Genomic DNA, 13161 nt, shown 5'->3' with positions numbered 1-13161 from the left:
TACCCCCATCAATCCATGAAGCCTTGCAGCTTCAACTCAATGGAACGAGGGTTTTCACCTTCGGCAATCGACAGGATTCCTTCAAGCAACATTTCGCGATAACGCGACTGCCGCAAGGCTATGGACTTGAGCTTGGCGGCGATCGGCAGCAACACCAGGTTGGCGCTGGCCACGCCGTAGATGGTCGCGACGAAGGCCACGGCGATGCCGCTGCCCAGCTGCGAAGGGTCGGCCAGATTGCCCATCACATGGATCAGGCCCATGACCGCCCCGATGATACCGATGGTCGGCGCGTAGCCGCCCATGCTTTCAAAGACCTTGGCCGCCTCAATGTCGCGGCTTTCCTGGGTGTAGAAATCCACCTCCAGGATACTGCGGATGGATTCCGGCTCGGCGCCGTCCACCAGCAGTTGCAGGCCCTTGCGCGAATAGGTGTCGGGCTCGGCATCGGCCACGCCTTCCAGGCCCAGCAGGCCTTCCTTGCGGGCGGTCAGGCTCCAGTTGACGACGCGGTCGATGCCCCCGGGCAGGTCGACTCGCGGCGGAAACAGGATCCAGCCGAGGATCTGCATCGCGCGCTTGAAGGCGCTCAGCGGCGATTGCAGCAACGCCGCACCGATGGTCCCACCCAGCACGATCAGCGCCGCCGGACCATTGGCCAGGGCCGACAGATGACCGCCTTCCAGGTAGTTGCCACCGATGATGGCGACGAACGCCATGATGATCCCGATGAGGCTTAGAACATCCATCAGAGACAGGCCTCGACCAGATGCTTGCCGATGTCGTCCAGGCCGTACACCGCATCCGCCAGCTCCGCCTTGACGATCGCCATCGGCATCCCGTAGATCACACAGCTCGCCTCATCCTGGGCCCAGACCGCGCTACCGCCCTGTTTGAGCAGGCGCGCGCCTTCGCGACCGTCGGCGCCCATGCCGGTGAGGACCACCGCCAGAACTTTGTCGCCGTAGGACTTGGCCGCCGAACCGAAGGTGATGTCCACGCACGGCTTGTAGTTCAGGCGCTCGTCGCCCGGGAGGATTTTCACCGCGCCACGGCCGTCGACCATCATCTGCTTGCCGCCCGGAGCCAGCAGCGCCAAGCCCGGACGCAGGATGTCGCCGTCCTCGGCTTCCTTGACGCTGATCCGGCAAAGCTTGTCCAGGCGCTCGGCGAACGCCTTGGTGAAGGCCGCCGGCATGTGCTGGATCAGCACGATCGGCGCCGGAAAGTTGGCCGGCAACTGGGTCAGCACCCGCTGCAGCGCCACCGGGCCACCAGTGGAGGTACCGATGGCCACCAGTTTGTAGGCCTTGCGCTTGGGCGCCGGCGACGACGCGCCAGCGGCCGGCGTACGAGCGGGAATCGGCGTCGCCGCCGGGCGCGCCGGGGCCGTGCCGCCGAAACTGCTGGTGCTCGTTGGCGCAGGCTTCGGTGCCGCCGCCGGTTGTGGCGCCGGCGCACTGTAGCTGCTGAAACGACGGTTACTGCGCGAGATGCTATGGACCTTCTCACACAGCAGTTGCTTGACCTTCTCGGGATTGCGCGAGATGTCTTCGAAGTTCTTCGGCAGGAAATCCACCGCGCCGGCATCCAGCGCATCCAGGGTTACCCGGGCGCCTTCATGGGTCAGCGAGGAGAACATCAATACCGGTGTCGGGCAGCGCTGCATGATGTGCCGCACGGCCGTGATGCCATCCATCATCGGCATCTCGTAGTCCATGGTGATCACGTCCGGCTTGAGCGCCAGCGCCTGATCGATCGCCTCTTTGCCGTTGGTCGCGGTACCGACGACCTGGATATTGATATCCGCTGAAAGAATTTCCGAGACGCGGCGGCGGAAAAAACCCGAATCATCCACCACCAGGACCTTGACTGCCATAAACACTCCGTTAGGCGGGGCAAGGCAAATGGCCCCGCCCCTCCGGTATTCAAATACGCCGTGCGGCGTAACGCTTGAGCATGCTCGGAACATCGAGAATCAGGGCGATGCGGCCGTCACCGGTAATGGTGGCGCCCGACATGCCTGGAGTCCCCTGGAGCATCTTGCCCAATGGCTTGATGACGACTTCTTCCTGGCCGACCAGTTGATCGACGACGAAGCCGATCCGCTGGGTGCCGACCGAAAGGATCACCACGTGGCCTTCGCGCTGCTCTTCGTGAGCGGCGGAACTGACCAGCCAGCGCTTGAGGTAGAACAGTGGCAGCGCCTTGTCGCGGACGATCACCACCTCCTGGCCGTCGACCACGTTGGTGCGCGACAGGTCCAGGTGGAAGATTTCGTTGACGTTGACCAGCGGGAAGGCGAACGCCTGGTTGCCCAGCATCACCATCAGGGTCGGCATGATCGCCAGGGTCAGCGGCACCTTGATGACGATCTTCGAACCCTGGCCCTTGGTCGAGTAGATGTTGATCGAACCGTTGAGCTGGGAAATCTTGGTCTTCACCACGTCCATGCCCACGCCGCGACCGGACACGTCGGAGATCTCGGTCTTGGTCGAGAAGCCCGGGGCGAAGATCAGGTTGTAGCACTCGGTGTCGCTCAGGCGATCGGCGGCATCCTTGTCCATCACCCCACGCTTGACCGCAATGGCGCGCAGGACGTTCGGGTCCATGCCTTTGCCGTCGTCGGAGATCGACAGCAGGATATGGTCACCTTCCTGCTCGGCCGCCAGCACCACCTTGCCGCCACGGGACTTGCCCGCTTCCTCGCGCTCTTCCGGCGACTCGATACCGTGGTCGACGGCGTTGCGCACCAAGTGCACCAGCGGGTCGGCCAGGGCCTCGACGAGGTTCTTGTCGAGGTCGGTCTCTTCGCCGACCAGCTCCAGGTTGATCTCTTTCTTGAGCTGGCGGGCCAGGTCGCGAACCAGGCGCGGGAAGCGCCCGAAGACCTTCTTGATCGGCTGCATCCGGGTCTTCATCACCGCGGTCTGCAAGTCGGCCGTGACCACGTCGAGGTTCGACACGGCCTTGGACATGGCTTCGTCGCCGCTGTTGAGCCCCAGGCGCACCAGGCGGTTACGCACCAGCACCAGCTCGCCGACCATGTTCATGATTTCGTCCAGCCGCGCGGTATCGACCCGCACGGTGGTTTCGGCTTCGCTGACCGGCTTTTCCGCCGGGGCGGCAGCCGGAGCACGAGCAGGCGCCGCAGCAGCGGCTGGAGCCGGTTTTGGCGTTTCGGCCTTGGCTTCGGGCTTCTTCACCGCTGGCTTGGCGACGGCGGCAGGCGCCGGAGCCGTGACGGCCGTTGCGCTACCCACGGTCGCCGCGGCAGCGGGCACTTCAGAGAACTTGCCCTTGCCATGCAGCTCGTCGAGCAGGGATTCGAATTCCTGGTCGGTGATCAGGTCGCTACCGGCGGCGGCCGCGCTTGGCGCAGCCGGCGGTACCGCCGCTGCTACCGCGGAGTCCAGCGCATCGACCGCAAAGTTGCCTTTGCCATGCAGCTGATCCAGCAGGGCTTCGAACTCGTCATCGGTGATTTCGTCGCTGGCCGCGGTTTTTTCCGCAGCCGGCGCCGTGGCCGAAGGGGCCACCGCATCCGGTGCGAACTGGCCCTTGCCATGCAATTGATCGAGCAGCGACTCGAACTCGGCGTCGGTGATTTCGTCGCTGGCCGCTTCGCTGCCGGCGGCAGGTGCCGCGGGAGCGACAGCAGCCGGGGCTTCGGCCTCGGCCTTGGCGGCATTGAGCGAATCGAGCAACTGCTCGAACTCGCTGTCGGTGATATCGCCGGACTCGCTTTCGGTCGATTCGGCGACCGGCTCGGCAACGGCTTCAACAACTGCCTCAACGTCGGCCACCGGCGCGGCGACCTCCTCGGCCCCCGCAGGCTCGGCCAGACGGGCCAGGGCAGCCAGCAGCTCCGGAGTGGCGGCGGTGATCTCGGTACGCTCGCGCACCTGGCCGAACATGCCGTTCACCGCGTCCAGCGCTTCGAGCACTACGTCCATCAGTTCCGCGTCGACGCGACGCTCACCCTTGCGCAGGATGTCGAACACGTTCTCGGCGATGTGGCAGCACTCCACCAGCTCGTTGAGCTGGAGGAAGCCGGCGCCCCCTTTTACAGTGTGAAAACCGCGAAAAATTGCGTTGAGCAGATCCGCATCGTCCGGCCGGCTTTCCAGCTCGACCAGTTGTTCGGACAGTTGCTCTAGAATCTCGCCGGCCTCAACCAGAAAATCCTGAAGGATTTCTTCATCGGCGCCGAAGCTCATGTATGGGTGCTCCTAGAATCCAAGGCTGGAAAGCAAATCGTCGACATCGTCCTGACCGGATACAACGTCTTCACGTTTATCGGCATGAATCTGCGGACCTTCACCCTTGGCCAGATGTTTTTGCGGATCTTTTTCAGCGAGGATCGATTCACGGTCATGTTCGATGCCGGCAAAACGATCGACCTGGCTGGCCATCAGGACCAGTTTGAGCAGGTTGCTCTCGACTTCGGTGACCAACTGGGTCACGCGCTTGATCACCTGACCGGTCAGGTCCTGGTAGTCCTGCGCCAACAGAATGTCGTTGAGGTTGCTCGATACCGCGCGCGTGTCTTGCTCGCTGCGGGTCAGGAAACCGTCCACCCGGCGGGCCAGGTCGCGGAATTCCTCGGCGCCCAGTTCGCGGCGCATGAAACGCCCCCAATCGGCGCTCAGGGCCTGGGCTTCGCTGCTCAGGCCATTGACCAGCGGGGTGGCGCTCTCGACCAGATCCATGGTGCGGTTGGCCGCGGCCTCGGTCAGCCTGACCACATAGGACAGGCGCTCGGTGGCATCCGTGATCTGTGAAACTTCCTCGGCTTGCGGCATATGCGGGTCAATCTGGAAATTGACGATGGCGCTATGCAGCTCGCGGGTGAGCTTGCCGACCTCCTGGTACAGGCCGCGGTCACGGGTCTGGTTGAGCTCATGGATCAGTTGCACGGCTTCGCCGAACTTGCCTTTTTCAAGGCTGTCGACCAGTTCGAGTGCGTGTTTTTTCAGGGTCGATTCGAAATCGCCCAATGAAGATTCGTTGTGCTCCATAGCTCCCCCGTGGCGGAATGATTCCACTCTCAACCGATGCGTTCGAAGATCTTCTCGATCTTCTCTTTCAACGCCTGGGCCGTGAAGGGCTTGACCACATAACCGTTTACGCCGGCCTGGGCAGCTTCGATGATCTGTTCGCGCTTGGCTTCAGCGGTCACCATGAGTACCGGCAGGTGCTTGAGTTTTTCATCGGCGCGCACATGGCGCAGCAGATCGATACCGGTCATGCCGGGCATGTTCCAGTCCGTTACCAGAAAGTCGATGCTCCCACTGTTGAGGACCGGAATGGCGGTGGTGCCATCGTCAGCCTCGACCGTGTTGGTGAAACCCAGGTCACGCAACAGGTTTTTTATGATCCGCCGCATCGTTGAGAAGTCATCAACGATGAGGATTTTCATGTTCTTGTCCAATTCGACCTCCAAGCAGTCTTAAACGCGTCCAGCACCTGAACGCGCCATTCAATCAATCAGGCAGAGCACTCAACGACTGCATGGAATACACACCGCAAGTCCGGCCACGTCGTGCCAGTCTCGCCCGCAGTGTCCCCCACACTGCCTGTCAGCGCGCTCGCCACTCTCCCAAACGCCCCCGCAAACGGGCCGCGCACTGGCTGTGTAACTGGCTGACCCGCGATTCGCTGACTCCCAGGACCTCACCGATTTCCTTGAGGTTCAGCTCTTCGTCGTAGTACAGCGCCAAGACCAGTCGCTCACGCTCCGGCAAATTGGCAATCGCGTCCGCCAGCGCGGCCTGGAAACGTTCGTCCTCCAGGTCGCGCGACGGCTCGAGATGAGCACTCGCGCCATCCTCATGCAGCCCTTCATGCTCGCCGTCCTGCAACAGATCGTCGAAGCTGAACAGGCGACTGCCCAAGGTGTCGTTCAAAATCCCGTAATAATCGTCGAGACTCAATTGAAGTTCGGCCGCAACTTCATGATCTTTAGCGTCACGACCGGTTTTAGCTTCAATTGCGCGAATGGCATCGCTCACCATCCGGGTATTGCGATGTACCGAACGCGGCGCCCAGTCACCTTTACGGACCTCATCGAGCATCGCACCACGGATACGGATACCCGCGTAGGTCTCGAAACTCGCGCCCTTGCTCGCGTCGTACTTGGTCGACACTTCGAGCAGACCGATCATCCCGGCCTGGATCAGGTCTTCGACCTGGACACTGGCCGGCAGGCGCGCCAGCAAGTGATAGGCAATACGCTTGACCAGAGGCGCATAGCGCTCGATCAATTCGTACTGGCTGTCACGTGCCGACTTTTTGTAAAGGTTGTAGCCGCTGGCGCTCATAGCACCGGTCCCGCTGTCTGATGCACGAGCCGCTCGACGAAAAATTCCAGATGTCCACGTGGGTTGGCCGGCAACGGCCAGGTATCGACCTTCTGCGCGATGGCCTTGAATGCCAGCGCGCATTTCGAACGCGGAAACGCTTCATAGACCGCACGCTGCTTTTGCACGGCCTTGCGCACGCATTCGTCGTAAGGCACGGCGCCGACATATTGTAGGGCCACGTCCAGGAAGCGATCCGTGACCTTGGTCAACTTGGCGAACAGGTTGCGCCCTTCCTGCGGGCTCTGCGCCATGTTGGCGAGCACGCGGAAGCGGTTCATGCCGTAGTCGCGGTTGAGCAGCTTGATCAGCGCGTAGGCGTCGGTGATCGAGGTCGGCTCGTCGCAGACCACCAGCAACACTTCCTGGGCCGCGCGGACGAAGCTGACCACCGAGTCACCGATGCCGGCGGCGGTGTCGATCACCAGCACATCGAGGTTGTCGCCGATGTCGCTGAAGGCCTGGATCAGGCCGGCATGCTGCGCCGGGCTCAGATGAACCATGCTCTGGGTGCCGGACGCCGCCGGCACGATACGGATTCCACCCGGCCCCTGCAGCAGCACATCGCGCAGCTCGCAGCGGCCTTCGATCACGTCGGCGAGGGTCCGTTTGGGGGTCAGCCCCAATAGCACGTCGACGTTGGCCAGGCCCAGGTCGGCGTCCAGCAGCATGACGCGCCGGCCGAGCTCCGCTAGGGCCAGGGACAAGTTCACTGACACGTTAGTCTTGCCGACGCCACCTTTGCCGCCGGTCACCGCGATCACCTGTACGGGATGCATGCTGCCCATGTTCGTTCTTTACCTTGTCTTACTTAGACGGGGCCACATAACTGGCTGCGCGTTCACCAACGGAACAATGCCTGGCAGACCATCGATGTAGGTACATTGCAATCTTTTCATGATTCCCTCAGCCAACCCGCTTGGTCGGGTTGTGGTAGAGGTCAGCGAACATGTCAGCCATGGCTTCTTCGCTGGGTTCTTCCTGCATCTGCACGCTCACCGCACGACTGACCAGCTGGTGACGGCGCGGCAAGTGCAGATCGTCCGGAATCCGCGGGCCATCGGTCAGATAGGCAACGGGGAGTTCATGACTGATCGCCAGGCTCAACACCTCACCAAGGCTGGCGGTTTCATCCAGTTTAGTCAGGATGCAGCCGGCCAGCCCGCAACGCTTGTAGCTGTGGTATGCGGCGGTTAGAACCTGTTTCTGGCTGGTGGTTGCCAAGACCAGATAATTTTTTGCCCGGATGCCACGTCCGGCCAGGCTTTCCAGCTGCATGCGCAGGGCCGGGTCGCTGGCTTGCAGGCCGGCGGTGTCGATCAGCACCACACGCTTGCGCAGCAGCGGATCGAGGGCTTGCGCCAGGGACTGGCCCGGGTCGACATGGGTCACCGAGACGTTGAGGATCCGACCCAGGGTCTTGAGCTGTTCCTGGGCGCCGATGCGGTAGCTGTCCATGCTCACCAGCGCGATGTTCTGCGCGCCGTACTTGAGTACATAACGCGCGGCCAGCTTGGCCAGGGTGGTGGTCTTGCCCATGCCGGCGGGGCCGACCATGGCGATCACCCCGCCCTCCTCCAGTGGCTCGACTTCCGGGGTCACGATCATCCGCGCCAGGTGGGCCAGGAGCATGCGCCAGGCCTGGCGGGGTTCGTCGATTTCAGTGATCAGCGCCAGCAGGTCGCGGGCCAGCGGACCGGACAAGCCGATACGCTGCAGGCGCCGCCACAGGTTGGCCTGTTCGGGCCGGCTGCCTTGCAGCTGGCTCCAGGCCAGGGAGCCGAGCTGGACTTCCAGCAGCTCGCGCAGGCCATTGAGTTCAAAACGCATCGAGTCCAGTGCCCGCTGATCGACCGCCGGCGCGGCGACTACCGGGGCCGGGCGCTGGGGCTCGTTGAATGTAGGTTCGATCAGCGGCTCGGCGGCGGTCAGCGGCAGGCCGGCGAACAGCTGGCGATTGGTGCTGGCATCGCCGTCGCCACGCAGGCTCAGTTCGGCCTGGGCGGTGACGATGCGCGACTGAGTCTTGCGCAGTTCGTCCTCGAGCTCCATGTTCGGCACCCGTGGCGCCAGCGCCGACAGCTTGTAATCCAGGGCAGCCGTCAGCTCGACACCGCCGGCGATGCGGCGATTGCCAATGATGGCGGCGTCGGCGCCCAGCTCATCACGAACCAGCTTCATGGCCTGACGCATATCGGCGGCGAAAAAACGCTTAACTTGCATAACCCACTACCTCAGCCGTTGGGCCCTACTGTCGCAACGATGGTCACTTGCTTGTTGTCAGGGATTTCCTGGTACGCCAACACGTGCAAGCCCGGGACCGCCAGGCGCCCGAACCGCGAGAGCATCGCGCGGACCGGACCGGCTACCAGCAGAATCACCGGTTGACCTTGCATTTCCTGGCGCTGCGCGGCTTCGATCAACGAACGCTGCAGCTTCTCAGCCATGCTTGGCTCCAACAGGACACCCTCTTCCGAGCCTTGTCCTGCCTTCTGCAGACTATTGAGCAAAATCTGTTCCAACCTGGGCTCCAAGGTGATCACAGGCAGCTCGGACTCAGTCCCTACAATGCTTTGCACGATGGCGCGCGACAATCCGACACGCACCGCGGCCACCAAAGCGGCAGTATCTTGACTCTTGGCGGCATTGTTCGCGATGGCCTCGGCAATGCTGCGGATATCGCGCACCGGCACCTGTTCGGCCAGCAGCGCCTGCAGCACCTTGAGCAGTTGGGACAACGAAAGCACGCCCGGCACCAGCTCTTCCGCCAGCTTCGGCGAACCCTTGGCCAGCAATTGCAAGAGCTGCTGGACTTCTTCGTGGCCGATCAGCTCGCTGGAGTGCTTGTACAGAATCTGGTTGAGGTGGGTGGCGACCACGGTACTGGCGTCGACCACGGTGTAGCCCAGCGACTGCGCCTGAGCACGCTGGCTGATCTCGATCCACACCGCCTCCAGGCCGAAGGCCGGATCTTTGGCGTTGATGCCGTTGAGCGTGCCATAGACCTGCCCCGGGTTGATCGCCAGCTCGCGATCCGGGTAAATCTCGGCCTCGGCCAGGATCACCCCCATCAGCGTCAGCCGGTAGGCGCTGGGCGCCAGGTCGAGGTTGTCGCGAATATGCACGGTGGGCATGAGGAAGCCCAGGTCCTGGGACAGCTTCTTGCGCACGCCCTTGATCCGCGCCAGCAATTGCCCACCCTGGTTGCGGTCCACCAGGGGAATCAGGCGATAACCGACTTCCAGGCCGATCATGTCGATCTGGGTCACGTCGTCCCAGCCCAGTTCCTTGGTTTCCAGGGCGCGGGCCGGCGAAGGCAACAGCTCCTGCTGGCGCTTGACCTCTTCCAGCGCCTTGACCTTGACCACGTTCTGGCGTTTCCAGAACAGGTACGCGGCACCGGCCGCCAGGGCCGCCATGCTCAGGAAGGAAAAGTGCGGCATGCCCGGCACCAGGCCCATAACCGCCATCAGGCCAGCGGCGACAGCCAGGGCCCGGGGCGAAGCGAACATCTGCCGGTTGATCTGCTTGCCCATGTCTTCGGAACCGGAAGCACGGGTCACCATGATCGCGGCCGCGGTGGACAGCAGCAGCGATGGCAATTGCGCCACCAAACCGTCACCGATGGTCAGCAAGGCGTAGACCCGGCCGGCATCGCCGAAGGACATGTGGTGCTGGAAGATGCCGACCGCCATGCCGCCGATCAGGTTGATGAACAGGATCAGCAGGCCGGCGATGGCGTCACCGCGGACGAACTTGCTGGCACCGTCCATGGAACCGTAGAACTCGGCCTCCTGGGCCACTTCCGAGCGGCGGGCCTTGGCCTGGGCCTGGTCGATCAGGCCGGCGTTGAGGTCGGCGTCGATGGCCATCTGCTTGCCCGGCATCGCATCGAGGGTGAAACGCGCGCTCACCTCGGAAATCCGCCCGGCACCCTTGGTCACCACCACGAAGTTGATGATCATCAGGATCGCGAACACCACGATACCGACCACATAGTTACCGCCGATCACCACCTCGCCGAAGGCCTGGATCACTTTACCGGCGGCGGCGTGACCGTCCTGGCCGTGGAGCATCACCACCCGCGTGGAGGCCACGTTCAGCGCCAGGCGCAACAGAGTCGCCACCAGCAGGATGGTCGGGAATACCGCGAAATCCAGCGGCCGCAGGGCATACACACAGACCAGCAGCACGACGATCGACAGGGCGATGTTGAAGGTGAAGAACACGTCCAGCAGGAACGGCGGCACCGGCAGCATCATCATGGCCAGCATGACCAGCAGCAACAGCGGCACCCCCAGGTTCCCTCGACTGAGGTCGGCCAGGTTAGTGCGAGCCGTACTGATTAACTGAGAGCGATCCACCGGTATTCCCCGTTCCCTTGAAGCAAACTTTTGACGCCTGGAGGCGGCGCAGGGCGGGTATTGCAAGAAGCCTTCCAACTTTGGCCTGGAACACAAACTGATTTATGGCGTTGCGCCATCAGTCGTCACACAAGGCGCTTTCGCGCCATCGCGAGCAAGCTCGTTCCTACAGGCCGGGCGTGGATTCTGTAGGAGCGAGCTTGCTCGCGATAACGTCGGCACAGCCAACGCCGATCTCAGGAATCGCGACGCAAATCCGGCGGAATCGGCAGGTCCTTGAGCGGATCGGGACGCTTGCCTTTACCGGCCCGGTGCTGGCGAATCTGATAGACATACGCCAGCACCTGGGCCACCGCCAGATAAAGCCCGGCGGGGATTTCCTGCTCCAGCTCGGTGGAGTAGTAGATCGAACGCGCCAGCGCCGGCGATTCCAGCAACAGCACCTCGTTGGCCACGGCGATCTCGCGGATCTTCAGCGCCAGGAAATCGCTGCCCTTGGCCAGCAACACCGGCGCCCCACCCTTCTCGGCGTCGTACTTGAGCGCCACGGCGTAGTGGGTCGGGTTGGTGATGACCACATCCGCCTCGGGAATCGCCGCCATCATCCGCCGCTGCGACATCTCGCGCTGGACCTGGCGAATCCGCTGCTTGACCTCCGGACGCCCCTCCTGATCCTTGTGCTCGTCACGCACTTCCTGCTTGGTCATCAGCAGCTTCTTGTAGCTCTGGTACAGCTGCACCGGCACGTCCACCGCGGCGATCAGGATCAGCCCGCAAGCCATCCACAAGGTGCTCCAGGCCACCACTTGCACACTGTGGATAATCGCCTGCTCCAGCGGCTCGTGGGCGATCCGCAGCAGGTCGTCGATGTCCGAAGACAGCACCGACAAGGCCACGATCAAGATCACTACGAACTTGGCGAAGGCCTTGAGCAACTCGATCAGCGAGGTCGGGGACACCATGCGCTTCATGCCGCTGAGCGGGTTCATGCGGCTGAACTTGGGCGCCAGGCTCTTGGTGGAAAACAGCCAGCCGCCCAGGGAGATAGGACCGATCAGCGCCGCCAGCACCAGGGGCAGCAGGATCGGCATCGCGGCGATAATCGCGATCTTGCCCGAATGCAGCAGGTACAGGCCCATGGCGCCGGGGCTGAGCAGCACCTCGCGCGGCAGGGAGAAATTCAGGCGCATGATTTCCAGCAGGTCCCGGGCCACTCCCGCGCCGTAGATCAGCAGGCCGGCGGCGCCGATCATGGTGATCGCCAGGGTATTGAGTTCCTTGGAGCGGGCAATCTCACCCTTTTCCCGGGAGTCCTTCTTGCGTTTCTCCGTGGGGTCTTCTGTCTTGTCCTGACCGCTCTCGCTCTCAGCCATGGCTCAACGCGCCTGTGCCAGGTTGCGTAGCAACTGCAGGGCCTCGACGGCCAGCGGTTGGTACTGGTTGAGAATGTCGCCCAGGCTGACCCAGAAAATCACCAGGCCCAGCACCAGGGTCAGCGGAAAGCCGATGGAGAAAATGTTCAACTGCGGCGCCGCGCGGGTCATCACGCCAAAGGCGATGTTCACCACCAGCAACGCGGTGATCGCCGGCAATACCAGCAACAGCGCGGCGCCCAGCACCCAACCCAGCTTGCCGGCGATGTCCCAGAAATGGTTGACCAGCAGCGCGCTACCCACCGGCAAGGTAGTGAAGCTCTCGGTCAGCACCTCGAAAACCACCAGATGCCCATTCATGCCGAGGAACAGCAAGGTCACCAGCATGGTCAGGAACTGCCCGATCACCGCCGCCGAAACACCGTTGGTGGGGTCGACCATGGAGGCGAAGCCCATACCCATCTGCGTCGAAATGATCTGCCCGGCGATCACGAAAGCCTGGAAGAACAACTGCAGGGAGAAACCGAACAAGGCACCGATGATGATCTGCTCGGCAATCAGCAGCAGCCCGCCGAGATCCAGTGCATTGACCGCCGGCATGGGCGGCAGGCCCGGCACCACCACGACCGTGATGGCCAGGGTGAAATACAGGCGGATGCGGGTCGGCACCAGGGTCGTGCCGAAGACCGGCATGGTCATCAGCACGGCGCCGATACGAAACAGCGGCAGCATGAAGCTGGCGACCCAGGTGCTGATCTGCGTATCGGTAAGCGCCAGCAGAGACATGATTCAGCCGATCAACTGCGGAATACTGCCGTACAACTGCAGGATGTATTCCATGAAGGTCTGCACCAGCCAGGGACCGGCGACGATCAGCGTCACCAGCATCACCAGCAGGCGCGGCAGGAAGCTCAGGGTCTGTTCGTTGATCTGGGTGGCGGCCTGGAACATCGCCACCAGCAAGCCCACCAGCAGGCTGGGGATCACCAGGATGGCGACCATCATGGTGGTCAGCCAGAGCGCTTCGCGAAACAGGTCTACCGCAATTTCAGGCGTCATTGC

Annotated in this window: 12 protein-coding genes; all 12 read right to left on the bottom strand. The window is 62.7% G+C overall.

Annotated features, from left to right (window positions below; genetic code table 11):
• Window positions 1-8: 8 nt before the first annotated feature.
• Window positions 9-749, bottom strand: coding sequence for a flagellar motor protein (locus tag AC3RCP_RS09375; RefSeq protein WP_007922500.1), 741 nt, complete (start codon window positions 747-749; stop codon window positions 9-11).
• Window positions 749-1879, bottom strand: coding sequence for a protein-glutamate methylesterase/protein-glutamine glutaminase (locus tag AC3RCP_RS09370; RefSeq protein WP_150049663.1), 1131 nt, complete (start codon window positions 1877-1879; stop codon window positions 749-751). The genes AC3RCP_RS09375 and AC3RCP_RS09370 overlap by 1 nt, the downstream gene beginning before the upstream one ends.
• A 49-nt stretch (window positions 1880-1928) precedes the next feature.
• Window positions 1929-4220: a chemotaxis protein CheA gene (locus AC3RCP_RS09365; RefSeq protein ID WP_492569696.1), complete on the bottom strand. Its 2292-nt coding sequence runs from the start codon at window positions 4218-4220 to the stop codon at window positions 1929-1931.
• A gap of 12 nt (window positions 4221-4232) precedes the next feature.
• Window positions 4233-5021 (bottom strand): protein phosphatase CheZ, encoded by a 789-nt coding sequence (locus AC3RCP_RS09360; protein ID WP_007922504.1) that lies wholly within the window; start codon window positions 5019-5021, stop codon window positions 4233-4235.
• Window positions 5022-5050: 29 nt separating this feature from the next.
• Window positions 5051-5422, bottom strand: coding sequence for a chemotaxis response regulator CheY (locus AC3RCP_RS09355; RefSeq protein WP_003183998.1), 372 nt, complete (start codon window positions 5420-5422; stop codon window positions 5051-5053).
• Between the two features lie 160 nt (window positions 5423-5582).
• Entirely contained in the window at window positions 5583-6323 is a 741-nt protein-coding gene (fliA, locus tag AC3RCP_RS09350; protein WP_007922505.1) for an RNA polymerase sigma factor FliA, read from the bottom strand.
• Window positions 6320-7150: a flagellar synthesis regulator FleN gene (gene fleN / locus AC3RCP_RS09345; protein ID WP_007922506.1), complete on the bottom strand. Its 831-nt coding sequence runs from the start codon at window positions 7148-7150 to the stop codon at window positions 6320-6322. Before fleN ends, fliA begins: the two co-directional genes overlap by 4 nt.
• A gap of 118 nt (window positions 7151-7268) precedes the next feature.
• A complete protein-coding gene (flhF, locus tag AC3RCP_RS09340; RefSeq protein WP_007922507.1) occupies window positions 7269-8585 on the bottom strand; it encodes a flagellar biosynthesis GTPase FlhF in 1317 nt (438 codons plus the stop codon).
• Window positions 8586-8596: 11 nt separating this feature from the next.
• Window positions 8597-10726 carry a flagellar biosynthesis protein FlhA gene (flhA, locus tag AC3RCP_RS09335; protein ID WP_037033952.1) on the bottom strand — a complete coding sequence of 710 codons (2130 nt, stop codon included), beginning with the start codon at window positions 10724-10726 and terminating at the stop codon, window positions 8597-8599.
• A 236-nt stretch (window positions 10727-10962) separates the two neighbouring features.
• A complete protein-coding gene (flhB, locus tag AC3RCP_RS09330) occupies window positions 10963-12099 on the bottom strand; it encodes a flagellar biosynthesis protein FlhB (protein WP_007922509.1) in 1137 nt (378 codons plus the stop codon).
• Window positions 12100-12102: 3 nt separating this feature from the next.
• Window positions 12103-12885: a flagellar biosynthetic protein FliR gene (gene fliR, locus AC3RCP_RS09325; protein ID WP_007922510.1), complete on the bottom strand. Its 783-nt coding sequence runs from the start codon at window positions 12883-12885 to the stop codon at window positions 12103-12105.
• A 3-nt stretch (window positions 12886-12888) separates the two neighbouring features.
• Window positions 12889-13158: a flagellar biosynthesis protein FliQ gene (fliQ, locus tag AC3RCP_RS09320; RefSeq protein WP_492569691.1), complete on the bottom strand. Its 270-nt coding sequence runs from the start codon at window positions 13156-13158 to the stop codon at window positions 12889-12891.
• Window positions 13159-13161: the final 3 nt, after the last annotated feature.

The organism is Pseudomonas sp. GW822-FHT05A08, from assembly GCF_058800485.1.
Note: the sequence above shows the minus strand (reverse complement) of the source record. Positions and strands in the feature narration are given on the sequence as shown.

Excerpts from the sequence above, each read along its gene's own strand:
- AC3RCP_RS09375 (WP_007922500.1), bottom strand. The coding sequence starts at position 749 with ATGGATGTTCTAAGCCTCATCGGGATCATCATGGCGTTCGTCGCCATC.
- AC3RCP_RS09370 (WP_150049663.1), bottom strand. The coding sequence starts at position 1,879 with ATGGCAGTCAAGGTCCTGGTGGTGGATGATTCGGGTTTTTTCCGCCGC.
- AC3RCP_RS09365 (WP_492569696.1), bottom strand. The coding sequence starts at position 4,220 with ATGAGCTTCGGCGCCGATGAAGAAATCCTTCAGGATTTTCTGGTTGAG.
- AC3RCP_RS09360 (WP_007922504.1), bottom strand. The coding sequence starts at position 5,021 with ATGGAGCACAACGAATCTTCATTGGGCGATTTCGAATCGACCCTGAAA.
- AC3RCP_RS09355 (WP_003183998.1), bottom strand. The coding sequence starts at position 5,422 with ATGAAAATCCTCATCGTTGATGACTTCTCAACGATGCGGCGGATCATA.
- fliA (WP_007922505.1), bottom strand. The coding sequence starts at position 6,323 with ATGAGCGCCAGCGGCTACAACCTTTACAAAAAGTCGGCACGTGACAGC.
- fleN (WP_007922506.1), bottom strand. The coding sequence starts at position 7,150 with ATGGGCAGCATGCATCCCGTACAGGTGATCGCGGTGACCGGCGGCAAA.
- flhF (WP_007922507.1), bottom strand. The coding sequence starts at position 8,585 with ATGCAAGTTAAGCGTTTTTTCGCCGCCGATATGCGTCAGGCCATGAAG.
- flhB (WP_007922509.1), bottom strand. The coding sequence starts at position 12,099 with ATGGCTGAGAGCGAGAGCGGTCAGGACAAGACAGAAGACCCCACGGAG.
- fliR (WP_007922510.1), bottom strand. The coding sequence starts at position 12,885 with ATGTCTCTGCTGGCGCTTACCGATACGCAGATCAGCACCTGGGTCGCC.
- fliQ (WP_492569691.1), bottom strand. The coding sequence starts at position 13,158 with ATGACGCCTGAAATTGCGGTAGACCTGTTTCGCGAAGCGCTCTGGCTG.